Here is a 26,531-nt window from a genome sequence, read left to right as displayed (position 1 = left end):
TTCAGTTAAAGTTGCGAAGGGCGGATCATCACGCCCCCGAGTTTCTATAAGGGGTTATTAATACGGCGGTTTCACGCTTTCTGCAAGAGCCTGAATCGCGGATTCCAGCGGGTCAAAGGCCTGTTTGTCATCGCCCAGGCGACGAATGGCGACCTTTTGCTCCTCGGCCTCGCGCTTGCCGACCACGAACATGACCGGGACCTTGGCCAGGGAATGCTCCCGCACCTTGTAATTGATCTTTTCATTGCGCAGGTCGATTTCGGCCCGGATGCCGGCGGCTTTGAGTTTTTCCAGCACGTCACGGGCGTAATCATCCGCATCGGATGTGATGGTGGCCACCACACATTGAACCGGGGCCAGCCAGAGCGGCAATTTCCCGGCATAGTTCTCGATCAAAATACCGATGAAGCGTTCCAACGATCCCAAAATGGCCCGGTGCAACATCAGCGGGCGGTGCTTGGCCCCGTCTTCGCCGATATAGGACGCACCCAGGCGCTCCGGCAGGTTCGGGTCCAGCTGCAACGTGCCACAGGTCCAGGACCGGCCAATCGCATCGCGGATGTGAAATTCCAGTTTCGGACCATAGAACGCCCCGTCACCCGGCGCGATTTCATAGGCCAGACCGGCTTTGTCCAGCGCCTGTTTCAAGGCGTTTTCGGCGTAATCCCAGCTTTCTTCCGTCCCGACGCGTTTTTCCGGGCGGGTGGCCAGCTTGACCACCACATCGGTAAAGCCGAGGTCGGTGTACATGACGCGCAGCAATTCGCAGAACGCCATGGATTCCGCTTCGATCTGGTCTTCGCGGCAGAAGATGTGGGCGTCGTCCTGCGTGAACTGACGCACGCGCATCAGACCGTGCAGGGCGCCGTGCGCTTCGTTGCGGTGACAGCAGCCAAATTCCGCCATGCGGATTGGCAGGTCGCGATAGGATTTGATGCCCTGATTGAAAATCTGGACGTGCGCCGGGCAGTTCATGGGTTTTAACGCCATGAAATGTTTCGGCTCTTCCTTGAAAACCTTACCGCCCTCTTCCGTGTTCGGCACGACATCGGGCACCACGAACATGTTTTCGCGGTATTTGCCCCAGTGGCCGGATTGTTCCCAGAAGCGGGAATCCATCAACTGCGGCGTTTTCACCTCGATATAGCCAGCGGATTTCAAGCGGCGGCGGACATAGCCCTCCAGCGCGAGCCAGATGGTGTAACCCTTGTCATGCCAGAAGACGGACCCTTGGGCTTCTTCCTGCAAATGGAACAGATCCATTTCACGGCCCAGTTTGCGGTGGTCGCGTTTTTCCGCTTCCTCAATCTGGGTCAGGTAGGCTTGCAATTCATCTTCGGTGCGCCAAGCGGTGCCGTAAATCCGGGTCAGCATCGCCTTGGACGAATCCCCACGCCAGTACGCGCCCGCGACCTTGGTCAACTTGAATGCCGTACCAATATGTTTCGTGGTCGGCATATGCGGGCCACGGCACAGATCCAGCCATGTGCCCTGTTTATAAATCGTGATCGTTTCGGTGCCCGGCAGATCGCGGATCAGCTCGGCCTTGTACATCTCCCCCTTGTTGGTGAAGAATTTGATGGCTTCTTCGCGGTCCCAGACTTCGCGTTCGAAGGCGGCACCACGGCCGATGATTTCTTTCATCTTCGCTTCGATCTTCGGCAGATCTTCCAGCGTGAAGGGTTCGTTGCGGGCGAAGTCGTAGTAAAATCCGTTTTCGATGGACGGGCCGATTGTGACCTGCGTGCCCGGGAACAATTCCTGCACCGCTTCGGCCAGGACGTGGGCGCAATCGTGACGGATCATCTCCAGCGCGGCAGCATCCTCGCGTTTGATAATGCTGACCGTTGCACCGTCTTCCAACGGGCGGGACAGGTCACGGATTTCACCATTCACGGAAATGGCAATCGCCGCCTTGGCCAACGATTTCGCAATCGATTCGGCGAATTGCAGGCCGGTGGTCCCCGCCGGAACGGTGCGCGTGGCCCCGTCAGGCAATGTGAGGGTGATTTGATCCAGAGCGGCAGCGGTGTTGGACATGGTGAACCTTGTAATTTGCTAATATACGGCGGCGCGAAACCCGTTGCGCCGCACGATATGTTAAGAAACACAATGTCCGCACAAAAAGCAAGCCGCCACACCCCTTCCGGCGTTATAAATCGTGGCTTTTCAGCATGATCACCGGCTCCACCAACGTCCCCGCCACCACCCCTGCCCGCCCATCGCAGCGCCCCGGTCACACCGGATGCGGGCCGGGCCATCCCCGGGGCCGCTTTCTGCTTATTTATCAGCGTGTTCGAATATATGCTTTATTCACTTTTGCGTGCTATTTGTCTATGGAAAATAAGTTTGGTGTAAGGTAGCACGCCTATACTTTTTACCATGGGAATGGATGCACGCCGGATGACGGATACGACACAATTCAATGAGATCATGCCCGAAACGGATGACCGCGTGATCTGCGTCCGCGTGGACAAACCGATCAGTGGCGAAGGATACAAAACCCAGTTCCTGCCACTGGCGCAGAAAATGGTGACCGATCAGGGAGAAATCCGCTTGGTCATCCTGTTTGAAAAATTTCAGGGGTGGGAGGAAGAAGCGGCGATGGCCGATCTGGCCTCGACCCTGTTTCTGGCCCAGCATTTGAAAAAACTGGCGATTGTCAATCTGCCGGAAAAAATGGTTCAGTATATCGGAATGCGTCAGGCCGCTTTGAAAACCGACCTGCGTATTTTTAACCCGGACCAGTTTCAGGACGCCCTGGCCTGGGTCCGGATATAGCACCATTTTCGCGGGGGATTGCATGACGCAGACCATTACGATCATGCCGCAAAGCAACGCCACAACGCTGTTCGTGCATTTGCGCGACACCGTCAGTCCGGACGATTACATGCAGTTTTTTGATGCGCCCGTGCGCGCGATACAGGAAAAAAACGGGTGGTACAATCTGCTGGTTTATTACGACCGCGATTTTAAGGGATGGTCGGAACAGGCCGCGGCGCTGAGTTTTAAATGCATCACCGACATTGGTGGCACGGCCCGCCGTCTGGCGTATGTCAGCCCACCGGACCAGCGCATCCTGCTGATGAAAATGATGCGCCCGATTATCAAAGCGGAAACGCGGTATTTTAACCTGGAGGATCTGGACGAAGCCATTGCATGGATGCAGGCCTACACGCCGGAAACACAATGACCAATACGAAAGAGAAATGCGTAACCATCCTGCCGCAAACCGAGGGCGATTTATTTTGCGCCCGGTATGACGGCGTTATGAATGTTGCAGAATATACCGATATTTTCATCAAAGAATCCGATGCCGCCATTGCCAAATACGGTTCCATCCGCCTGTTGATCGAATTTGGCCCGAATTTCGCGGGATGGGATGATGATGCCGCCGAATTAAATTTTAAAACGGTACTGCGCCAATGTCCGTTCGTCCGCAAGCTGGTCTATATCAACCCCAGCAAGCGCACACTGGCCAAGGCCCACATGCTGCTGCCGACAGATTTGAAAAATAATATGCGCATGTTTGAAGCCGGAAAAATCGCCGAAGCCGTGGAATGGTTGAACCGCCCGGAGCGGACCAATCACAAAACCCCCGCCGCATAACACCACCTTAGATATGTAGACAAGGGTGTCTGACCCTTCTTATATAACGTCTATAGATTTCTTTTTTGTTTTTAAATCATAGATGCCAAACGATCAGACAAACCCCACGGTCGGGAAAACCGTTATCAACCTGCCTTATACCGAGCTGGACACATTCTGCGTCCGCTATACCGGGATTATCAACACCCAAGACTATAAAGATGTCTGCGTTGATATCGGCAACGCCATAATCGAAAAACACGGCCAATTGCGCATGTTGATCGAATATGTCGATTTTCTGGGGTGGGAAGATGACGCGGCGGAATTGAACTTGAAAACCATCTTTTACCAGGCTCCGTTCGCAACACGGCTGGCGTACATTAACCCGACCGAACGGGCGATGATGAAATCACGATTGATCCTGCCACCAAAAATACTGGGTGTTATGCGCATCTACCCGGCCGGCGAATTGGAAGAGGCCGTGCGCTGGATCAAAAGCAACGAGCCTGCGTGATGAAGCGGAATCCGGGGAAACGAAGCCCTTTTCTATCTTCCCCGCTGTCACTCCCGCGAAAGCGGGAATCCATACAACCCCCGCCACCATCCCATGGATTCCCGCTTTCGCGGGAATGACATTGTGGGGAGCGTTGAATGCTGGCCCTTAACGCTCGCGCATCGCGCCGTCGACGGTTTTGATCAGCGGTTTCAGGATATATTCCATCACCGTTTTCTTGCCCGTCATAATATCGACCGACGCCACCATGCCGGGAATGATCGGCAAAACCTCACCCTTGCGCTTCAGGCTGTTTTCATTCGTGCGTACTTTCACACGGTAAAAACTTTCGCCCTTTTCATTGGTGATGGAGTCGGCGGAAATATCGACCAGCTCACCCTTCAACCCGCCATAGATGGAAAAATCATAGGCGGTGATTTTTACCACGGCAACCTGCCCTGGATAGAGAAACGCAATATCGGATGGGCGAATCTGAGCCTCGACCAGCAGCTGGTCATCCTTCGGCACGATTTCCAAAATCGGGTCCCCGGGCTTGACCACACCGCCAACCGTATTGATTTTTAAATCCTTTACCGTGCCATTCACAGGCGAGCGGATTTCGGTGCGGGTTTTACGATCTTCCAACGATCCCAATGTCTGGCTGATCGCATTCATTTCGATTTGTTTGGCCGACAATTCCGTTTGCGCCTGTGCCCGTACGGTGTCGGTTACTTCGTCAATTTTCGCCTTGGCTTCGGCCACGGCGGATTGCGCACGCGGCAGGGCCGACAAAGCCGAGTTCAATTCGGATTGTTTTTCCTTCAAACCCCGTTCCAATTGAATCAATTCAATCTTCGGCGCCGAACCACGTTCAACCAGCGGCGCGATCATGTCGCGTTCAGACCGGGACAGGCGGATCACTTCGCGCAAATCGGCGGCACGGGTGTTCAGTTCGCGTACTTCCTGTTCCCGCTGGGCCAATTGTTGTTCATATACGGCCAGTTGCGCGTTCAAGCTTTGCGTATTGGCCCGGAAGGCCTCCAGTTGTTCCGTCACGCTTTGCGGGGCGCCCTTCATGACCGATTCAGGGAATTCCGGCGTGGCTTTACCCTCGGCTTCGGCGCGCAACCGGGCGATCGTGGCCAAAAGGCCCAGATATTTGGCCTGGTTCACACCCAGATCTGATGACGCATCAACATCGCGCAGGCGCATAATCACCTGCCCCGCCGTCACATCATCGCCTTCGCGTACCATAAATTCGTCGACAATGCCGCCGTCCAGACTTTGGACAATCTGCACCTCGCCCGAAGGAATAACCTTGCCCTGCCCGCGCGTCACTTCGTCAATGGGGGCAAAACTGGCCCACAGGACAAAGACCACAAAGAACAAGACCGAAAACACCAGAATCAAATGACGCGACAAAGGGAGTTCTTCGTCCGTCGTAAAATAGCGGTCGGCGTGGGCCTGCATTTTTTCAAAATTCTGCTTGGCCCAATCCTGCTGCGCCTTGGCCCAGCCCGCGCTGGAATTGATGGTGTCTTCAGCAGGTTTTTTTTCGGCGTTCTGTTTTTTTACAGGTGTATTCATGACACTGTGTCCATTTAAACGTCGGTTTGTTCGGCCTGGGTGCCATATTGGCGGGCCTGTAATTTACGGATGACATCATCCTTGGGTCCGAAATCAACCACACGGCCACGATCCAGCAGGATGATTTTATTCACCAGCCCCAGCATTGTCCCTTTGTGCGTGATCAGAATCGTCGTTTTATTTTCACACAGGACATTCAAACGTTTCATTAAACGTTGTTCCGACGCGGGGTCGAGCGACGCGGTCGGTTCGTCCAGAACCAGCACCGGGGGATCGTACAGCAGTGCGCGCGCAATCGCGACGGCCTGACGTTGACCACCGGACAAAGCTTCGCCCCGTTCACCCACTTGTGTATCCAACCCGGCCTGGGTTTCGCGCAAAAATTCCATCACCCCAGCCAGATCGGCGGCGCGCAGGACGGAACGGTCCGGTGCGGTTTCATGCCCCATGGTTATGTTTTCACGCACGGTGCCGTAGAACAGTTGCGGGCTTTGTTGAACCGCACCAACGGAACGGCGCAAATCACCCGGATCAATCTGGCGCACATCGGTGCCGTCAATCTGCACCGACCCGCTGTCGGGTTGGTACAGGTTCAGAAGCAACCGTTCCAATGTCGTCTTGCCCGACCCCACCGCACCAATCACACCAATGCGATCACCCGGGTTGATGGTAAAGCTGACATGGTTCAGGGCCGGAATGGTTTGGCCCGGATATTTGAAAACAACATCACGGAATTCGACATTGCCCTTGATCGCCGGCATGGAGATAAAATGCTTGCCCGCCGGGCGTTCGACCGGGCGTTTCATTAGATCATCAAGCTGAATAAGTGCCTGTCTTGATTGACTCATGCGTGTCAAAAGGCCCGCCACCTGCGCCAACGGTGCCATGGCGCGGCCCGACAGGATCACCGAGGCGATCAGCGCACCCATGGTGATATTGCCCTCAACAATCTGGTACACGCCGACGATGACCACCGCCGCGCTGGCCAGTTGCTGGATATACATGGTGAAGTTCATGGCGAAGGACGATAATTTTCGCGACTTCATTCCGGTGCGCGATGATTTTTCGTTCAGCTCTTCCCACTTGCGTTGGGTGTGGCCTTCCGCCGCCTGGACCTTGACCGTTTCCAGACCGGAAATGGCCTCGAACAGCAGCGCATTTTTCAGCGCGCTTTCCATCATCGATTCTTTCATGATCTTGGCCAACGGACGCTGCATCAGATACCCGAACAGAATCACCAATGGCACACATACGGTTGGCACCAACGCCACCCATGGGCCCGCAATCACAAGGATCAGCAGAATGAACATGACAATGAAAGGCAGATCGATCAGCGCGACCAGCGTGGCCGAGGTGAAGAAATCGCGCAGCCCTTCAAATTCGCGCATGTTACTGGCCAGAACACCGGCGCTGGCTGGACGGGCGGCCATGGTCATGCCGAGAATTTGTTCAAACAGGCTGGCGGAGATTTTGATATCGGCCTTGCGTCCGGCAAAATCCAGAAACTGCGCCCGCAAATTTTTAAGAATAAAATCAAAGGTATAAACCGTCGCTACACCGGCGGCCAGCACCCACAGCGTATCGAACGCCGCATTAGGCACCACGCGGTCATACACATTCATGGTGAACAGCGAACTGACCAACGCGAAAATATTGATCAGGACCGCGGCCACCGCCACTTCCTTGTACAGGCGCTTATGTTCCTTGAGCGCGCCCCAGAACCAATCACGCGCGGTGTTGATTTCTGCCGGACCCGCACGGTCATCCGTACGCGCGACCGGGCGCACAAAGAACGCATACCCTGCATACAGGTCACGCATACGCGCCAGCGGAATGTCTTCGCGCGCATCTGCGGTTTCGGCAAATTGCACAACGAAGGTTGTTTCGGGGTGCAGTTCAACCGCATGGCCCGGTTCTTTTTTCGGCGGGTGCTTGGCCGGATATTTCACATCCCAGAGGATACAGGCCTGCCCCTTTTCCAGCACCAGAATGCACGGCAAATTCGGCGCAATCGCCAGCGCATCAACGCCACGATCGACCAGTTGCGCATTCATGTCGGCGCGTTCGGCGGCGCGCACAAACAAGGCGGGCGTGATGCCCGTGGGCGGAATGGGAAGGCCAGCGGTCAGGCTGGCGGCAGAGGTGCGGCGGCCATAATGCCCGGCCAGCAGACGCAGGCAATCGACCAATGGCGAATGCGATGCCATGCGATCGGCTTGCAACGGCCAGGTATTGTCCTGATCCGGAGCGGATTGTTCAGATTGCGCTTCTGGGGCGGCATCAGATGGCGATAAGGTCACGGCGATAAAATCCCGGATAGAAATAAAAGGAAGGGCACCCCGGCGACACCGGGACGTGCAGGAAGAGGGCTTTATTCTATCAGACCTTGTGCGCGGAGCCTAGTCCGCCCACCCCGAATCCGTCTTAATCCCGGAATGGGCGATAAGCCATGGCTTGGTTCTGCTGAACCAGATTGGACATATCGGAGTACAATTTATAGGCCTTGGCGAAACGCGGGTCCGCGCTGTCATCCATCATATTGAAATAGGCCCCGGAGAGCTTTTCCGCCCGGATCGGGTCCACCTCACCAATTTTACGGACCAGCGGTTCCCAGGTCTGGAACACGGCATAGCCCATCGTGCCACCCTGCATCACATAGGGGGCCAGCAATTGCGCCGCGCGGATGCGCGCACCATGATCGGTCAGATCCAGCACCTTTTTGGCAAACGCCATCACCCCCATGGTGATCAACGGGTCGCGATAGATCCGATATTCCATGTTTTGCAACGCTGTTTCAGCGGCGTCATTAAAGGCTTTTTTGCGTTCTTCAAACGATGTCCCGGTCATAAAAACCCCTGTTATTTTTCGCATTTTTTAAATATGGCCCCAGACTGGCACAGGGTGCGGCGCAATGGCAAGAGGCACAAAAAACAAACCCCCGGCACACAGGCCGGGGGTTTAAATTCAAGATTACGAAGGCGGCGATTACATTTTCGCCGGATCGGCTTCGCGGGAATAGGCTACGCCCAGAACCGGAAGCAATTCGCCCTTCAGGCCCAGCAGGCGGTACACCGCGAACATTTCCAGGAATTCGGAGTTTACCGTGTTGCTTTGGGATACGAACAATTCGTTTTGCGCGTCCAGAACGTCCAGCAACGTACGGCGGGACAGATCGAACTGGTCCTTGTACGCTTTTACGACTTCCTGGTTGGCGGCGGCCTGGGCGGCGAATTCACGGGCGCGTTCACCGGCGGACACCATACGGGCCCAGGTTTGACGCACTTCGTTTTCAACGCCACGGGCGGCCTTGGCGCGTTCTTCTTTCGTCTGGGCTTCGCGGCTCATGAACTCGCGGACGCGGGCGTTATCGGCACCGCCGCGATACAGGTTCCAGTTCAGCACCAGCAAAGCGGATGCGCTGGTATCGCGACCTTCAACACCGTTCAGGTCTTCACCGTTCCGGGCGTTGGCCTGGAAATCAACCTGCGGGTAGAAGGTGGAGTATGCGCCTTGATATTCTTCGTTCGCGACACGCATGTCGGCTTCGAAAATATCCAGCGTCGGGGATTGGTGCAGAGCGGTTTTCACCTCCGCTTCGACATCGGCGGCCAGGCCATCAACCGGAACCAGCGGCATCACCAGATTTTTCGGTGCTTCGCCAACGGCGCGCATGTATGCCGCCTCAGAAATGCGCAGGGATTCACGCACGCTGGATTCGTTCGCACGGGCGGATGCCAGACGCGCACGGGTTTGTTCCAGGTCAGCCGTCGTGGTGCGACCCACGTCGGAGCTGTCTTCGATCTGTTCCAGAATGGTGATGTGATCGGCCACGTTCTGGCGGGCGATGCGCAACAATTCGCGTTGGCGCATCACGTCCAGATAGGCCTCAACAATGGCCAGACCGGTCAGTTCGGATGCTTCGCGTACGCGGTGCGATGCGGATTCAACGCGGGCTTTTTGACGACCGACTTCGTGTTTGGTTTCGAAGCCGTCAAACAGCATCTGCGTCAATGTGATGCCCGCTTCGTAGCGCCACATGTTTTCTTCGTCATCTTCATCCAGACCACCGCGGGTGGACGGGTCATCGCTGTGCTCAAAACCGGTATCAGCAGCAACGTCGATGGACGGCAGATACAAAGCTTTCGCTTGGTTCAATTCTTCGTCCGTTGCGCGGCGGTTGTTGGCCACGATGTTATATTCCGGGTTGGTGCGCACACCGATGGCAACCGCTTCACTCAGCGAGATTTGCATCGGGTCCTTGGCCACCATTTCGCCAGAGGCGGAGGCGGTCATGCCCATATCCTGTGCCAGCGCACCGAACGACAGAGTGGAAGACAGGGCCAGCGCCGAAACACCAACGGTCAAATATTTGAAAAGACGAACAGAGGTCACTGCTTTCCCCATTTAAATCATGACGAACAATATGATCCGGCGCGGTCCAAGAAACGTACAGCCCAAAGTGGATAACCTTTGGAATGACGGGATCGCCCGGCACACCCGTTTTATACCGAAACCCATTGTGTTCCAATATAAATTTGCCCGTCACTTATAGCGCGAAACGGGGCCGGGGTCCAGAGGGCGATTTCCGTAATTCATATAGGGTGTTTTTGTATGCAGATGGACGGCGGCCCCTCCACCCTCACCCCGATCCGTTCATAAAAAAATGGCCCGAGGACACCCCCGGGCCATTTTTATTATTCTGTAAATCCGATCAATTAAACGTCGGTCACAACACCGGCGGTCAACAGTTGATTCAGGGTGGCATTGACGCCGTCCAGAACCACGATGTCTTGGGCACCAGCGGCGTTCCCCATACCCGTCGTATCGATCGACAGGATGGTCTTGCCGCTTTCGGTCCGTGCGAACACGAAGTCGTTGATCGCATCCTGCGCCGGGTTGTAACCCAGACCGGAGAGCAGATCGGACAGGTCAACACGGTCACCTTCGGCCGCATCAAAGTCCTTGATCGTGTCTTTACCATCGGCCATCGACTGATACAGGAAGGTATCGGCACCCGAACCGCCATACAGCGTGTCATCGCCCGCGCCACCATTAATGGTGTCGTTGCCTTCCTGACCGAAGATCAGGTCGTTGCCGGCCCCACCGTTCAGCGTATCGTCGCCGCCGTCACGGGTGTCACCCGTGCTGGTGACCGATTCAGTGGCCAAAGCTTCGGCATGGGTGCGGATGTAATCAATCGTATCCGCACGGGTCCAGCCCGCATTGGTGCCTTGACCCGCTTCCAGCTTCGCGAAGACGTCCCAGCCCGCGCCTTTCAGCGTGGACAAGCCCTGCGCCAAAGCCAGATCGTCGGTGAAGACCGAGTCGCCGAACAGGATGTCATTGCCATTCCCGCCAACCAGAACGTCATCACCCAGATCCGCCAGCTGGTTCAGCGGGCTCGCGCCTTGCAGAGCCGCGGACAGGTCATCGGAGTCGTTCACGTTGATGGCAACACCGTCGGAGTCGATTTCCTTGATATAGCCAAAGTTTGTGCTGGTGGCACCCAGGTTGATACCAACACCGATCACTTCGCTCAGTGCTTGCAGCATTGCGATCTCATTGGTGTTGTCATCGCGGACATTATCACCGTAGCCAACTTGACCATAGTCCGCGCTGCCGCGAATTTGATCCATGGCCTCGTCCGCACCCCACGACGCTTCACGCACGGTACCATTATTATCAACATAATGGTTCGGCGCACCGTCAGAGATGAAGTAGCTGATGCGTTCCGCATCCGGGTTAGCGGCGGCGGCATCTTCCATCCATTCAATCGCGGCCTGCATCGGGGCTTCGTAGTTGGTGAAGCCGTTGCCGTCCAGCGATTCGATGTAAGCGTAAATGCTGCTCAGCGAATCCGTGGCCAGGTTGAAGGTGCGTTCTGTACCAACATTGGTTGCGAACGGAACGAAGTGAATGATCACATCGCCGCCCGTATATTGATCCAGATCACCCACCAGGTTTTTCACCGCCTGGATCAGCTTGTACATCCGGTCGCCCGAACGATCATTGCTGCCCATGGAACCAGAAACGTCCAGCATCATGACGATGTTGTAGTCTTTGTTCACGTTCTGCATGGACGATCCACCGGCATCGCCAATCAGGATATCGCTGGCCGCGCCGCCGGTGATCACACCTTCGTCATTGCCTACAACATAATCCGTTGTCGAACCCGTTTTGTCATCGGCGTTGGTGCCAACCAGCAGGACCGGAGCAACCGGGGCCTGGCTGTTGATCGTCAGAACGGCCGTGTCAGAATCCCCGTCAAAGTCTTTCAGTGTGTACGTGAATTGATCTTGCGTATCACCCGTCGACACATCGGAGTCGCCCACCAGTTTCAGGCTCTGGCTGCCGCCAGACCCGGAGCTGGTCGCACGAATACCAATCTTACCACCATCCACATCCGCCAGTGTCAGACCGGCGATCGTGAATGTTGATTGCGTCACAGCCGGATCGCCGCCGCCGACAGTGCCCAGAACCTGGGCATAGTCGAAACCGGACGTGCCCGACATGTTGTTGCCGGATTCACCGATCGAGAAGATCGGGCCGCCATTGCCATCAACATCCAGGAAGAACCCATTCAGGTCCGCCGTTCCGCTGAGCAATTTCACGGTGAATTCAACACCGCTGGCTGTCTGGCTGGCCAGAACCTGAACCGTGACGCCCGTGGTCGCGTCGGACAACAGAGCCACCTGCGTCGCAGGTGCGCCTACGCCTGGATACGGGGACAGGGTGTAGGTATAGGTTCCGTCAGCCTTGATTTTCAGCGTGCCATGATCACCGTTGATCGTAGCCTCGCCCGTGGCAGGAACAGCAACCGTTGTACCACCAAAGGACACAGCCGTGACTTTGTTCGGGGCATCCTGGCTGAAACTGTCGTTGGTGACGACCGTACCGGTGGTTACACCGGTAGCAATGTCCACCGTCGCCATATCGTCACGCGCGGTCAGGCCGTCATCCAGAACATTGATCTGCACTGTTGCCGTTGCCGTATCACCATCCGCGTCCGTTGCCTTGACACCAAAATTCAGAATCAGGCTGTCATTGTGGTTGGATGTGTTCGGATGATCCAGCGTTCCCGTCAAGTTGAAGGTATAGGACCCGTTCGAACCCACGCTCAGCGTAAAGACCGGCTCCGTACCCGCCATACCCGTGTAGGTATTGCCGGACAGAGTAACAATCACAGGCACGCCACCCGAGGTCAAACCCGTTGGGCCATTAAACGTGCCCGTTGCACCAAAGGCGCCCGGTGCATCCGTGCCAAAGTTTGCGCTCAACGTGCCCGACACGCTGGTCGAACCGGTTGCCGCCATGTTGGTTTCATCAACCGATTTCGCCGGAGCCGAGAAGTTTTGCGGCTCGTCATCCGTCACCGTCACGGTCAAGGTTTTGGTGATCGACGCATTGTTGTCAGTCAAATCCACTTCCACGCCAGCCAGATTGGTTTCGGTCGCGGTGGATTTCACGGTCAGCGTAAAGGTGCCTTCGGACCCACGCGCAGGGGTAATAGCCAGACCCATCAATTGCGCCTTGGTCAAAACCCAATCGCCGTTGGACTGTTTCACACCAGCGGACAATGTCGCATCCGCCGGAACACCGGAGATGACAACACTGGAGATCGTTTCCGAACCGTCCAGATCATTGACCGAGGTCAGGATGTTCAGCGCGATGGCGCCGTTATCAGACCCTGCGGCGTTGCTGACCACCAAATTCGGCGCATCGGCAACCGCATCCGTGACAACGCGGAACGCGTCGGTGTTGGAGGCCGTCAGACCCGTCACCGGTTCCGTTGCGGTTGCGGTTGCAACCAGACCGGACAAATCAACATCGCTATTGGCTTTCGGTTTGAAGGTCAGGCCACCATTGTAATTTTGGCCCGCCGGCAGAGTGATCGTCCAGGTGCCGGTACCAGCATTATAGGTGCCGTTGGCATTGGTGATCGTCCAGTCGGCATTGATGCCCGTGACTTTTACGGTCAGGACCTGACCCGCCGGACCCGCCGGGTCCAGGTTGGCCACGATCGAGACGAAAACGGACCCGTCTTCCTTCACAATCGCATCGTCCACACCGTTATTGACCGTAATGGTCGGCGGCAGAACGTCCGGTGCTTCGCCATTCAGGGTCAGCGTGGCTTTGGACGGATCGCCATCGGCGTCGGTCAGCGTGTATTCGAACACATCCGTGCCCGGTGTCGCGCCGCCAATCGGGCTGGCGTTGGCCAGCGCGGAGCTGAGGTCATCCGGATCTTGAACGTCGATCGCGTTTGCACCCGTATCGATGTAATCCAGATTGTCCAGCGTCGAAGAATTGACGCCGATACCCACGGCAATCACTTCACCCAGACCTTGCAGGGTGGAGATTTCCGGGGAACCATCACCGCCATTCAACTGGCTCAGGATGGTGGACAGGTTACCGGAGGCAACGTTGCCGTTGCTGTCGATATAACGGTTCGGTTCGCCATCAGACACGAAATAGCTGATGTTCGTTGCGCCAGCCGGCTGTGCAGCCAGCCATGCCGCCGCATCCGCCAGCGGGGCTTCGTAGTTGGTGAAGCCGCCCGTGGTATTCAACCCTTCGAGATAGGCCAGAACAGCCGCCAGACCGGACGCATCGGTGACATTGAATGTCTGCCCCGTCAGCGAGTCGGTGCCGAACGGAACAATGTGAACATTGATGTCGCCGTTCGGATAGGCGTTGAAGTCGTTCATCAGGTTTTGAACGGCGTCGATCAGTTTCGCCATTTTCGACGACGGATCATTCGCATCGCCCATGGAACCGGACACGTCCAGCATCATGACAACGTTATAATCCTGATCCGGAGCCGGGCCCGCTTTCACTTCATACGTGTAAGATCCGTCCGCCTTGATTTTCAGGGTGCCGTGATCGCCCTCGATCGTGGCTTCGCCCGTGGCCGGAACGGTCACGGTCGTGCCACCGAAGGACACAGCCGTCACTTTGTTCGGAACGTCTTGTGAACCCAGATCCGCCGCGCCGACATTGTCAGCGTTCAGACCCGTGATCACGTTACCAGTCGTGCCACCATCCAGAATGTCGAAGTTGTTGACATCGTCATGGGCGGTCGGGGCATCGTCCAGAACCGTGATGGTCACGGTGCCGTTGGCCACATCGCCATCGGCGTCGGTGGCCGTTACGCCGAAGTTCAGGTTGATCGGTTCGTTCGGGTTGCCCGCAATCGGGTGATCCAGAACACCGGTCAGGTTGAACGTGTAGGTGCCCGTGGCCGGGTTCAGGCTGAGGGTAAAGATCGGGTCACCACCGGCAGTCGCCGTGTAGGTGTTACCGGACAAGGTCACAACAACCGGAACCCCGTTCGAGGTCAGGCCGCTCGGTGCCGCACCGGCGAAGCCGAAGCTGCCCGGGGCATCGGAACCGAAATTCGCGGTCAGGGTGTTGGTCACCGTGACTGTCGGCGATGTGTGCAGTGTCGTTTCATCGACCGTTTTACCCGGTGCGTTGAAGTTTTGCGGCTCATCATCGGTGACCGTCACATTCAATGTAACCTGTTTGGTTGCATCGTTGTCGCTCAGATCATTTTCCAGGCCGCTCAGGTTTTGTTCCTTGGCAAAGGTTTTAACCGTCAGCGTGTAAGACCCTTCGGTCCCGCGCACCGGGGTCATGGTCAGACCCGCCAATTGCGCCGGGGTCAATGTCCATGTATCGGTTGCGGCATTGTACGTACCCGCCGACAGGGTTGCGCCAGACGGCACGCCCGTGATGGTCAGGTGCGTAATGACTTCGGACCCGTCCGTGTCGCCCACGCTGGTCGCGATGTTCAGCGCGATCGGGGTGTTGTCGGAGCCGGATGCGTTGCTTGCGCTCAAATTCGGAGCATCAATCACCGCGTCTGTGCGGACGTTGAAGCCGTCATTCGCCGGAGCGCTGGTTTGGCCTGAGGACACATCCTTCGACACAGCCGTGGCCACCAGACCCGTCAGGTCGATGTCTTTGTTTGCCGGCGGCGTAAAGGTCATAACCGTCGACAGGTTTTGGCCCGCCGGAACGGTATAGGTCCAGGTGCCCGTTGCGGCATTGTACGTCCCGACCGGAGCGGAGAAGCCCCAGCTGGCGTCGATACCCGTTACGGTCACAACCATGTATTCATCGCTATCGGCATTGGCACCCAGATTGGCGACCAGCGCCACATTCACGGAGCCGTCTTCCTTCACCCATGCATCGTCAACGCCACCATTGACCAGAATGCTCGGCGGGTTGATGCCCGGGGTCCAGGTTACGGTCAGCGGGGCCGAGTCGGAATTGGTGTTGTCACCTGTTGCAAATTCACCATCGGTCGGTGTGTCCACCGTGTGAACGGTCGCGGTCAGGTCCAACGTGCCGTTGAAGTTGGAGTTCGGCGGCGTGATCGTCAGGCCAGCCAGTTGCGCCGGCGTCAATTGCCAGACACCACCACCCAAATTCGTCCCAGCGGACAGGGTGAAGCCCGGATCAACACCGGAAATGGTGTAGTGGCTGATCGATTCGGAACCGTCAAAATTATCCGAGCCCAGCATGCCGTTCAGGGTCAGCGCGATCGGCGTCCCTTCGGCAGCGGTGCCGCCATTGGCGGTGATGTCCGGTTTGTCGGCGACAGCGTCAACAATAATGCCAAAACCGTCATTGACCGGCGCAGTTTGGATACCGGCGGTCGGATCAAACGCCACAACGGATGCGTTCAGGCCCGACAAATCCACATCGGATTCAGCCGGTGGCGTGAAGGTCAGTGTGGTGGTCAGGTTGGAGTTTGCCGGAACCGTGTAAGTCCACGTGCCCGTGGCAGCATTGTATGTGCCAACCGGAGCAGAGAAGCCCCAGCTGGACGGAATGCCCGTGACGGTCACGACCATGTATTCGCCCACAGCCGGGTTTGCACCCAAATTGGCGACCAGATCAACACCAACGGTGCCATCTTCTTTCACTTGTGCGTTATCAACACCACCATTCGCCAAAATGGACGGCGGGTTGATGACCGGAGTCCATGTGACGTTCAGCGGAGCGGAGTCAGAGTTGGTGTTGTCACCCGTGTCGTTTTCAACGTCGTTCGGCGTATCCACCGTGTGTACGGTCGCCGTCAGGCCAAGCGTACCATTAAAATTGGAGCTGGACGGCGTGATCGTCAGGCCAGCCAGCTGCGCCGGGGTCAATTGCCAGACACCACCACCCAAATTCAGACCCGCGGACAGATTGAAGCCCGGCAGAACGCCGGAGATGGTGTAGTGGCTGATGGATTCGGAACCATCCGTATCAACACCCAACATGCCGTTGATGGTAATGGCAATCGGTGTACCCTCAACTTCGGTACCACCATTGGCCGTCACATCCGGTGCATCCGCAACGGCGTCGGTGATGATCTGGAACGCATCATTAGCATTCGCAGACGTACCCGTTGCCGGTTCAAAGGCGGTGGCCGTTGCGTTCAGTCCGGTCAAATCCAGATCGGATTGAGCCGGCGGTGTAAAGGTCAGGGTGCCAGTATAGTTTTGGCCAGCCGGCATTGTGATTTGCCAGACACCACCGCCGAGGTTAACCCATCCATCGGCGTTCTTGTCCGTCACGATCCATGTCGGATCAATGCCAGTCACGGTGACAGTCAGCACTTCGTTGCCGGAACCCAGCGGGTCCAGAGCTGCAACAATATCCACATCTACAGATTTGTCTTCCTTGACGACGACGTCATCGACACCGCCATTGACCTGAATGGTCGGCGGATTGGCTTCCGGCTTCCAGGTCAGGGTCAGTTTATCCGTCGCGGAATTGATGTTGTCGGTTGAATCAAATTCAACGTCAGTCGGCGTATCCACGGTGTGGATCGTCACGTCCAGATCAAACGTACCGAAATAATCGGCATCGTTCGGATTGATGGTCAGGCCCGCCAGATCGGACGGGTCCAGACGCCAGACGCCACCACCTTGGTCAACGCCAGCGGACAGGGTGAAGCCCGTCGGAACACCGGAAATGATGTAGTGGGAAATGGATTCGGATGAGTCGAAATTATCAACGCCCAGCGCGCCGTTGATGGAGACCGGCAGAACAACGCCTTCGTTGCCGGTGGCATCGCTGCCATTCACGGTCGGCGCATCGGCCACGGCATCAACCGTCACGTCAATCGTGCCGTTGCTGCTGGAGCTGAGGCCGGTTGTGGTGCTGATGTTCGTTGCGGTGACTTGCAGGTTCGGCAGGTCAACGTCGGATTGGGCCGGCGGGGACAATGTCGGGGCCTGAGAGGTGGAACCACCGCCCAGCAATGTGAAGGTCCATGTGCCGGTCGTGCTGTCATAGGTACCCAGACCCGGTGTTACGGTCCAGTCCGCCGGAATGCCGGAGACGGTGATGACCAGGTTCACACCCGTTGCCGTGCCCGAATCAGCCAGAATCACCAGTTGAACCGAACCATCTTCCTTCACAACAGAATCGCCAACTTCCAGAGACGGCGGCGGCGGGGCCACCGGGGTCGGGGCCGGGCCTTCTTCGAAGAAAATGTCTTCCTTGAATTCCGGGATATTGTATTGCAACGCTGTCGGGCCAATCGGGCCGATGGCATCCGGGCTGTCCAGCGGGGCGGAATCAACCGCGCTTTGGAAACCAAAACCACCACGGGATCCGCCTGCACCGCCCGCTTCACCAGCCGCCGGTTCAACAGCCGCCAATTGTTCAGCCAGTTGCGCCAGATCAACATTATCGGTTTGACCGGAGGCCGGTTCAACCTGCGCAGCTTTTTCCGCTTCGACGTCTTTGGCCACCATGGTCAGAACGTCCACACCATTGATCACGGTGCCATCCGCCAGAGACAAAGACGGCGGGTTATCACCCTTCACCGCATCGCTGTACCCTTGCAGAACCAGAACGCCGCCATCAGCAAATGTAATGACCAGATCGCCATTGCTTTCAACGCGGGTTGTTTGTGCATCGAGGTCGAAGGAGAGTTCGTAAACCGTGCCGTCTGCCATGGTGATTTCGACGGTCTTGCCAGCGCCCGGTGCAGCAACGATCACAGCCTGGCCGTCGGCGCGATCATTCGCAGGAGCGTTGGTGGCGCCGGACAACGTCGCCAGTAATTTTGCTGTGTCGATGACTTCGCCATCGGCCAGAGCGATCTGCGCACCCTGCGCGCTCAGCTCTTTAAAATTTTCAATCTGGAGAGATGACCCATCCGTCAGCTTGATGACCAGTGCGCCAGTGGGCGACAGGCTCATGCCTTGGATATCCGCAGAACCAAACGGCAAGCCGTTGGATTGATCCGCGGAAAACACCTGTGCGGTGGATGATTTTTGTTCGGCCATTATAACTTCTCCTCTATTGCGCGTTTCACCGCGTTTTTATTGCCCGAAAATTGGGCACACCATAGGCACACCAATCCCTTTTAGGAATGGCAGAGTTCTACCCCTTTTGTGCAGGAGAGTCAAACTTTATTATGTTAATACGGAGTGTTTTTTTCGATCCGGGCTTGTCCCCCTGGAACGGGGTGCGGGCCTGGGTCCACCTGATACCAACATAACATCCAGATCTGAGCGGTTTATTATTGCCCCTCTACCGCTCAAGGTTATGACACGATGCACAAAAAAGGCGGGACGGTACGCAGAAAACGAACGCAGAACATATATGAAAAATGGGTTGCCGGACAGGCCCCCACCCCACCGGACCCACCGTAGCGAAGAATGGTTAACAAAATCTCAGGATGCGGGCTGGCCCTCAGTTCACTCTACCGGGCAGGTCTCGGCCTCAACCTGTGTTTCGTGGGATAGAATCAGGATGAACTGATCCAACACCTCGTCATACCCCCATTCCGGATACCGATCCGGCATGCCGGATCCGCCATAAAGGAGAAGGCTGACCGAATCACCACAGGTCTTCAGATAATATGGTGGGAGCGTCACCATATCCATATTCATTCGTTGATAAGAACTGGTTGGAAGTTTCCGAAAAAAATCTGTACTGCATCCGCGCGTGCCACAACTATAAGGGCTTTGCGCATTACGGATTAAAAATTCACGACCTTGCTGATCAGTAAACTGCACAACTTCGATCTGACCGCCTTGCTCGCTCCCAGCGAACTCAATGCCTTCACCCAAAAGAGGGTCCAGCACAGAAAGCTCCGTGATCGTCAGATTTTTCACCTCTAGTTTACGGATAGGATGAATGTTCCGAAGATCGCTTGCCTCTGCATAATTTGATGTGGCGCATAGAAGCACCACCAGCAGAGCCGAAATCACCCAAACCCGCATCCTACAACCCGCCCACCAACGTATATTTCACCGTCACGAAATCTTCGACGCCGTAATGCGAGCCTTCGCGGCCCATGCCGGATTCCTTGACGCCGCCGAAGGGGGCGACTTCGGTGGAGAGGATGGGTTCGTTGATGGCGACCATGCCGTATTCCAGCGATTCGGCCACGCGGAAGGCTTGGGCCAGATCGTTGGTGTAGAAATAGGATGCCAAGCCAAAGCGCGTATCATTGGCCAGCGCAATCGCGTCGGCTTCGTCCGTGAAGCGGAACAGGCCCGCAACGGGACCGAAGGTTTCTTCGTTGTTCAACAGCATGTCCGGCGTCATGTTGGTCAGCACCGTGGGTTCAAAGAACAACGGCCCCGCATCGTGCGTATTGCCGCCACACACCAGTTTTGCCCCGCGCGCCACGGCATCGGCAACATGGGTTTTGACCTTTTCAATGCCGTCTTCGTTGATCAGCGGGCCGATTTGCACGCCGTCTTTGTCCCCCGACCCCACCGACAGGGCCGCAACCTTGGCCGTCAATTTCTTGGCGAATTCGTCATAGACGCCGTCCTGCACATAAATCCGGTTGGCGCAGACACAGGTTTGCCCGGCGTTGCGAAATTTGCACGCCATCGCCCCATCGACCGCACGGTCGATATTGGCGGAATCAAACACAATGAATGGCGCATTGCCACCCAGTTCCAGCGACAGGCGTTTCACCGTGCTGGCGGATTGGCGCATCAGAATTTTTCCCACCTCGGTCGACCCGGTGAAGGAAATTTTCCGCACATCCGGATGCGTGGTCAGAACCTCACCAATCGCCGGGGCGGAGGCATAGGATCCGGTGACAATATTGATGACGCCGGGCGGGAACCCCGCGGCCTCGGCCAGAACGGCCAGCGCCAACGCAGAGAGCGGCGTATCTTCAGCCGGTTTCAAAACCACCGTGCATCCGGCGGCCAGCGCCGGAGCAATCTTGCGCGTGATCATGGCGCAGGGAAAATTCCACGGCGTGATGGCCCCGACAACGCCGATCGGTTCCTTGGTCACCATGATGCGCGCGTCCACCTTGTGCGAGGGGATGGTGTCGCCGTAAATGCGCTTGCCTTCCTCGGCGAACCATTCGACGAAGGACGCGCCGTAAATAATTTCGCCCCGCGCCTCGGCCAGCGGCTTGCCCTGCTCCGCCGTCAAGAGCGCGGCCAGTGCATCGGCGTGTTCAACGATCAGATTAAACCAGGCGCGCATGATATTCGCGCGATCCTTGGCCGTGCGTTTGCGCCAGGCGGGCATGGCATCCTTTGCCGCCGCAACCGCCGCAACCGTTTCATCCGCACCCATGTCGGGCACGGTGCCAATGACCGCCCCCGTCGCCGGGTTGGTCACGGCAAAAATACGTTCCGAATACGCGGGCGACCACTGGCCATTGATAAAGGCGCGGTCCCTGATAAAATCGGCGTAGGATGCGGACATGGTTTTCGATCTCCCTCTGGTCACATGCGCCAAGGATAGGGGGTGGTTTTACCCCTGTCCACACAAGATCAACCACACACCAACAGGACCACCGTTCATGATCACCCGCCGCGACCTTTTCCTGCTGCCTGCCTGTATTCTGAGCCTGCCGCTTTTGGGGGCGCTGGTTGGGTTTGCCACACGGCCCGGCGTGGATGGGTGGTATCAAACCGCGGTGAAATCCGCCCTGACCCCGCCGGATTATGTGTTCGGGATTGTATGGTCCACATTGTACCTGTTGATGGGATTTTATTTGTGGCGAATCGTGCGCCGCACGCCTGATGATTCGGGTGATGATTCGCGCCGCTTCCTGCTTCGCCTGTTCATCGCACAGTTGATCGCCAACCTGGCGTGGAGTTTTATTTTTTTCCAGATGCAGGCGCTGTGGCTGGCTGTTGCATGGATTGTCGGGCTGATTACGGCCGTAGGCGTGTTGATCAAACAGACATACAAACTGGATCGCTGGGCGGCGCTGGCGTTGGTGCCGCTTTTTGCGTGGATGTGTTTTGCCTTGTATCTCAGCACCTTCGTCGCGTGGCACTTTACTTAAGCGTTTGTTAATACACGGAATTTCATTGCTTTTTGCGACGCAGGGTTGGATTGCGTCTTTTGCCGCATGCCGTAAATGTGTAAACTTGTGCCTATAGTTTTTTGATTCGCCCCCTTTTTATCGGGCATTTTTATCAGGCACCGTTATGGCATTTAGATTTGATAAATTGAGCGTCCTGATTGCCGAAGACACAGTGCCGATGCAGAAATTGATGGCATCGGTTCTGGAATCGCTGGGTGTTGGCTATATCTACACCGCGTCGGACGGCAACCGCGCCTTTGAACAATTTCAACGGTTCAACACCGATATCGTTATTGCCGACTGGCACATGACGCCGGCATCGGGCATCGACCTGACACGCGAAATTCGCACCAATACTTTATCACCCAACCGCATGGCCCCGATCATTCTGGTCACCGGGTACAGCGCGTTGGCCCGTGTGGCCGAAGCGCGCGATGCGGGCGTGACCGAATTTCTGGTCAAACCCTTTTCCGCCAACGATATCGCCAAGCGCATCGCCCACGTGATTAACAAGCCGCGCGACTTTATCGATTGCACCGGGTATTTCGGCCCCGACCGCCGCCGCCGCGTCATGCCGGATTTCAAGGGCCCATATCGCCGTTTTGGCGAAAGCCAGCAAAACGCCAGCAAATCGGCGTAGACCTTCATTCTCCAGCGTTTCTTTACTGCGTATCTGATTTTTTAAACGGGTTGTAAAGAGAACATTATGAGCAGCGAACAATCAAAAGCCCGCGTGATCAAGGCGAACCTGAATTTGCAGGCCAAGGTCGGCACCGGCACGATCAGCGAAGAAAAAGTCCAGACCATGCAAACGGCGCTGGAAAACAATAAAATCGATTTCGCCCCCATGGCCGCACAATTTCTGGCCCAGCTGGAGGCCGCCATATCCGCCGCCCGCATTGGCGAAGGCGATGTGAAGGTCTTGATCAAAAACATGACCGAGCCGGTGATGCAGATCAAAGGCAACGCCGCCATGTTCAATTATAAAATGGTCAGCAATCTGGCGAACGTCGTTTTAAACTTCCTGGAAAACATTGAAAAGATCGACAGTGTTGTTTTGGACATTGTCGACGCCCACCACAAAACGCTCAACATCTTGATCAAAAACAAAATGTCCGGTGACGGTGGGGCCTATGGCACACAACTGGAATCGGAATTGCGTGACGCGTGCAAACGCTATTTCACCAAGAAGGTCGGCGCGATTCCAGCGGCGGATGGGTATTTCGTCGGATAAAAAATCCGCCATTCCGACCGCATGGCCAGAATGGCGGATTGAATAACAGCGATTAAAACCGCAACAATTTCGCCGATTGGATTTGCGGCAGGGCCGACAGGGCCGCGAACAGATCATCCGGCACATCGTTATCAATCGACACCAAAGCCACCGCGCTGTTCCCGCCCGGCACACGGCCCAGACGGAAATCGGCAATATTGACCTTGGCATTGCCCAGCATCGTTCCCACCGCACCGATCAGGCCCGGCGTATCATCATTGCGGATAAACAGGACGCGGCCCGCCAATGCGGCTTCGACCGGGACATTTTCAATGTCCATGATGCGCGGTTCTTTCCCGGCAAACAGCGTGCCCGTAACGGCATGGTCACCCTTTTCCGTTGTGACGGTTAGGCGCAGGGCCGTATGGAAATCCGGGCAATCGGTGCTGTGCGTATCAGACACGGCGATGCCGCGTGATTTTGCCACCTGGGGCGCGTTGACCATGTTCACACCGTCCAGCGTCGCGCGCAGGACAGACGCCAGGATCAAGGCACTGAGCGGCTTGGTGTTCAGCGCCGCCGCATCGCCCATAAATTCAATGGCGATTTTGGTGATGGCCCCATCGGCAATTTGCCCCGCCAGCGCTCCCATCTGTTCGGCCAGTTTCATATAGGGCTTTAGGCGCGGCGCATCCTCCGCACTGATCGACGGCATGTTGACGGCGTTGGATACCGCGCCATTCAACAGGAAGTCAGACATTTGTTCCGCGACCTGAATGGCCACATTCACCTGCGCCTCGGTCGTCGAGGCCCCCAGATGCGGGGTGCAGATCACATTGGCATGACCGAACAACGGGTTGGCCGTAGCGGGTTCTTCCTCGAACACGTCCAGCGCAGCGCCGGCGACATGGCCGGAATCAAGGGCGGCTTTCAAATCCGCCTCAACAATCAATCCGCCGCGGGCGCAGTTGATGATGCGCACGCCTTTCTTGGTTTTCGCCAAAGCGGCCGCATCCAGAATATTGCGCGTCTGATCGGTCAGCGGCGTGTGCAATGTGATGAAATCCGCACGGGCCAGCAGCGTATCCAGATCCACCTTCTCCACCCCCAAATCGCGGGCACGATCATCGGTCAGGAACGGATCAAAGGCGATCACACGCATTTGCAGACCCAGAGCGCGCGACGCGACGATGGACCCGATATTACCGCACCCGATCACACCCAGCGTTTTGCCGTAAAGTTCCACGCCCATAAATTTGGCCTTTTCCCATTTTCCGGCATGGGTGGATTCATTAGCCTGCGGAATTTGGCGGGCCAGTGCAAACATCATGGCGATGGCATGTTCGGCGGTGGTGATGGAATTGCCGAACGGCGTGTTCATCACCACAATCCCGGCATTGGTTGCCGCCGGAACGTCAATGGTATCAACGCCAATCCCGGCACGGCCAATGATTTTCAAACGCGGGCCCGCCACACCAATGGCGTCGGCCTTGACCTTCGTCGCGGACCGGACGGCCAGGCCGTCATACTGGCCAATGATGGCGCTTAATTCCTCGGGGGACAGGCCCGGCTTCACATCCACGTCGATTTTGTTGTCTTTAAAAATCTGCGCGGCAACCGCGTCCATTTTGTCGGCAATTAAAACTTTTGGCATTTTCACAATCCTCAATATCTTAGTTTTTATTTTTTGTTTGCGTATACGCCCAATCCAGCCACGGCAGCAGGGCCGCCACATCGGATTGTTCCACCGTCGCCCCGCACCAGATGCGCAAGCCCGCCGGCGCGTCGCGGTGGCCCGCGGTATCATAGGCAATACCGTCTTTTTCCAGCAGCTTGGTCATGGATTTGACGAAGGCCTGACGCGAATCGTCATCCATCGCGGCAAAATCCGGATCGGTAATGGCCAGGCATACGGATGTTTTGGAACGGTAGGATTCATCCGCCGCCAGAAAATCAACCCAGTCGGTTTTGGCAACCCAATCCTTGATGGTTTGGTAATTGGCCTCCACCCGTTTGATCATCGCGGGCAGGCCACCTATGCCTTCGGCCCATGTCAGGGCATCCAGACAATCTTCCACCGCCAGCATTGACGGGGTGTTGATGGTTTCACCAACGAATACGCCGTCAATCAATTTACCGTTATTCACCAGGCGGAAAATTTTCGGCAACGGACGATCTGGCGTGTAGGTCAACAGCCGTTCCACCGCACGCGGGGACAAAACGATCATGCCGTGTGCGGCTTCACCGCCCAGCACTTTCTGCCACGACCATGTGACGACATCCAGCTTGTCCCACGGCAGATCATAGGCAAACACGGCGGAGGTGGCGTCGCAGATGGTTAACCCTTCGCGGTTCGCCGGGATCCAGTCCCCGTTCGGCACACGCACGCCGCCGGTGGTGCCATTCCATGTAAAGACAATGTCGCGAGCGCCATCGACGGCGGATAAATCCGGCAATGATCCGAACGGTGCCTTCATCACGCGGGTGTCGGCGATTTTCAACTGGGTCGTAATATCCTTGATCCAGTCCAGACCGAACACTTCCCAGCCCAGCACATCCACACCGCGTTGACCCAGCAGGGACCACAACGCCATTTCCACCGCGCCCGTATCGGATGCGGCCACGATCGCCACGCGGTAATCCGCCGGAATGTTCAGAATTTTGCGGTGCTGTTCGATCACCGCGTTCAGGCGGTTTTTCCCCTCGGCCGCGCGGTGGGACCGGCCCAGAAACGCGCCCTTCAGATTGTCCAGCGACCAGCCCGGGCGTTTGGCGCAGGGGCCGGATGAAAAACACGGGTTCACAGGACGGTGAGATGGTTGCGCGGTCATGATAAAGCCCTCCCGGAAACGGTTCAAAAACCGGATAAGTATGAGCCTTCCGCCGTTTTTTGCAACTGCGAAGCACCTGATTCGATGTTTCTTTTCACCCTTTAATATTCGTTAACCAATTTCGCTTAAGGTTAGGGCAAGCAGAGAATTTTTGGGCGGACTTTTAAGAACGAAAGATCATTATCATGGTGAATGTTGAATTTAAAAATGCGCGAACCTTTAAACCGACGCTGGACGGCCTGAAAACCGAAGCCACGCCGCATACGCGCAGCATGAGCCAAGAAGGTCTGACCGCCATGCGCGATATCCTGAGCCAGAGTGGTTTGGATGCCCGCAATTTTGAACACAAGGTCAAACAGGCCACGGCCCACGAAGCCGCCGCCGAAATGACCGCCCAAAACCCGAGCGGACCGGCGGCCACACCGTCGCTGACCCCGTTCAAACCGGGCCGATAAACATAGATAGGAACAAAATTCGAAGAGGCCATCAGGATTTATAGATACCTCCAGT

General features: G+C 56.5%; 18 protein-coding genes. 8 read left to right on the top strand and 10 right to left on the bottom strand.

What is annotated here, in order from left to right:
• Positions 1-57: 57 nt before the first annotated feature.
• Positions 58-2,040, bottom strand: a complete 1,983-nt coding sequence (gene thrS, locus A11S_RS00535; protein ID WP_015466513.1) for a threonine--tRNA ligase — start codon at positions 2,038-2,040, stop codon at positions 58-60.
• A gap of 363 nt (positions 2,041-2,403) precedes the next feature.
• Here thrS and A11S_RS00530 point away from each other — a divergent pair, with 363 nt between their 5' ends.
• The 4 genes from A11S_RS00530 to A11S_RS00515 all read left to right on the top strand — a co-directional run bounded on the left by A11S_RS00530 (position 2,404) and on the right by A11S_RS00515 (position 4,102).
• Complete coding sequence (locus tag A11S_RS00530; RefSeq protein ID WP_015466511.1) at positions 2,404-2,781, top strand: SpoIIAA family protein; 378 nt, start codon at positions 2,404-2,406, stop codon at positions 2,779-2,781.
• A 22-nt stretch (positions 2,782-2,803) separates the two neighbouring features.
• A complete protein-coding gene (locus A11S_RS00525) occupies positions 2,804-3,193 on the top strand; it encodes a SpoIIAA family protein (RefSeq protein ID WP_015466510.1) in 390 nt (129 codons plus the stop codon).
• Positions 3,190-3,609: a SpoIIAA family protein gene (locus A11S_RS00520; protein WP_015466509.1), complete on the top strand. Its 420-nt coding sequence runs from the start codon at positions 3,190-3,192 to the stop codon at positions 3,607-3,609. Before A11S_RS00525 ends, A11S_RS00520 begins: the two co-directional genes overlap by 4 nt.
• 82 nt (positions 3,610-3,691) lie before the next feature.
• Positions 3,692-4,102, top strand: a complete 411-nt coding sequence (locus A11S_RS00515) for a SpoIIAA family protein (protein ID WP_015466508.1) — start codon at positions 3,692-3,694, stop codon at positions 4,100-4,102.
• Between the two features lie 147 nt (positions 4,103-4,249).
• Here the strand turns inward: A11S_RS00515 and A11S_RS00510 are convergent, their stop codons facing one another.
• The 7 genes from A11S_RS00510 to A11S_RS00480 form a co-directional block, all read right to left on the bottom strand.
• Positions 4,250-5,668: an HlyD family type I secretion periplasmic adaptor subunit gene (locus tag A11S_RS00510; protein ID WP_015466507.1), complete on the bottom strand. Its 1,419-nt coding sequence runs from the start codon at positions 5,666-5,668 to the stop codon at positions 4,250-4,252.
• A 14-nt stretch (positions 5,669-5,682) separates the two neighbouring features.
• A complete protein-coding gene (locus A11S_RS00505; protein ID WP_015466506.1) occupies positions 5,683-7,968 on the bottom strand; it encodes a type I secretion system permease/ATPase in 2,286 nt (761 codons plus the stop codon).
• Positions 7,969-8,092: 124 nt separating this feature from the next.
• A complete protein-coding gene (locus A11S_RS00500; protein WP_015466505.1) occupies positions 8,093-8,515 on the bottom strand; it encodes a hypothetical protein in 423 nt (140 codons plus the stop codon).
• Between the two features lie 138 nt (positions 8,516-8,653).
• Positions 8,654-10,060 (bottom strand): TolC family outer membrane protein, encoded by a 1,407-nt coding sequence (locus A11S_RS00495; RefSeq protein ID WP_015466504.1) that lies wholly within the window; start codon positions 10,058-10,060, stop codon positions 8,654-8,656.
• A 323-nt stretch (positions 10,061-10,383) separates the two neighbouring features.
• Positions 10,384-18,963: a T1SS-143 repeat domain-containing protein gene (locus A11S_RS00490; protein ID WP_015466503.1), complete on the bottom strand. Its 8,580-nt coding sequence runs from the start codon at positions 18,961-18,963 to the stop codon at positions 10,384-10,386.
• Between the two features lie 414 nt (positions 18,964-19,377).
• Positions 19,378-19,893 (bottom strand): hypothetical protein, encoded by a 516-nt coding sequence (locus A11S_RS00485; RefSeq protein WP_148285076.1) that lies wholly within the window; start codon positions 19,891-19,893, stop codon positions 19,378-19,380.
• A gap of 13 nt (positions 19,894-19,906) precedes the next feature.
• On the bottom strand, positions 19,907-21,367 hold the full coding sequence (locus A11S_RS00480) for an NAD-dependent succinate-semialdehyde dehydrogenase (RefSeq protein WP_015466500.1): 1,461 nt from the start codon (positions 21,365-21,367) through the stop codon (positions 19,907-19,909).
• Between the two features lie 97 nt (positions 21,368-21,464).
• On the opposite strand from A11S_RS00480, the gene A11S_RS00475 reads away from it, so the two are divergent.
• The 3 genes from A11S_RS00475 to A11S_RS00465 all read left to right on the top strand — a co-directional run bounded on the left by A11S_RS00475 (position 21,465) and on the right by A11S_RS00465 (position 23,211).
• Complete coding sequence (locus A11S_RS00475) at positions 21,465-21,956, top strand: TspO/MBR family protein (protein ID WP_015466499.1); 492 nt, start codon at positions 21,465-21,467, stop codon at positions 21,954-21,956.
• Positions 21,957-22,101: 145 nt separating this feature from the next.
• On the top strand, positions 22,102-22,617 hold the full coding sequence (locus tag A11S_RS00470; RefSeq protein WP_015466498.1) for a response regulator: 516 nt from the start codon (positions 22,102-22,104) through the stop codon (positions 22,615-22,617).
• Between the two features lie 66 nt (positions 22,618-22,683).
• Positions 22,684-23,211 carry a hypothetical protein gene (locus A11S_RS00465; protein WP_015466497.1) on the top strand — a complete coding sequence of 176 codons (528 nt, stop codon included), beginning with the start codon at positions 22,684-22,686 and terminating at the stop codon, positions 23,209-23,211.
• A 52-nt stretch (positions 23,212-23,263) separates the two neighbouring features.
• On the opposite strand, the gene serA is transcribed toward A11S_RS00465, so the two are convergent.
• Together serA and A11S_RS00455 are read right to left on the bottom strand one after the other, a co-directional pair.
• The gene (serA, locus tag A11S_RS00460) at positions 23,264-24,844 is read right to left on the bottom strand and encodes a phosphoglycerate dehydrogenase (protein ID WP_015466496.1); all 1,581 of its coding nucleotides are present in this window, start codon (positions 24,842-24,844) and stop codon (positions 23,264-23,266) included.
• Positions 24,845-24,863: 19 nt separating this feature from the next.
• Positions 24,864-26,021 carry a phosphoserine transaminase gene (locus tag A11S_RS00455; RefSeq protein ID WP_015466495.1) on the bottom strand — a complete coding sequence of 386 codons (1,158 nt, stop codon included), beginning with the start codon at positions 26,019-26,021 and terminating at the stop codon, positions 24,864-24,866.
• A 185-nt stretch (positions 26,022-26,206) separates the two neighbouring features.
• On the opposite strand from A11S_RS00455, the gene A11S_RS00450 reads away from it, so the two are divergent.
• Positions 26,207-26,476, top strand: a complete 270-nt coding sequence (locus A11S_RS00450) for a hypothetical protein (RefSeq protein WP_015466494.1) — start codon at positions 26,207-26,209, stop codon at positions 26,474-26,476.
• Positions 26,477-26,531 lie beyond the last annotated feature (55 nt).

It is taken from the genome of Micavibrio aeruginosavorus EPB, assembly GCF_000348745.1.
Lineage (GTDB): Bacteria > Pseudomonadota > Alphaproteobacteria > Micavibrionales > Micavibrionaceae > Micavibrio > Micavibrio aeruginosavorus_A.
Note: the sequence above shows the minus strand (reverse complement) of the source record. Positions and strands in the feature narration are given on the sequence as shown.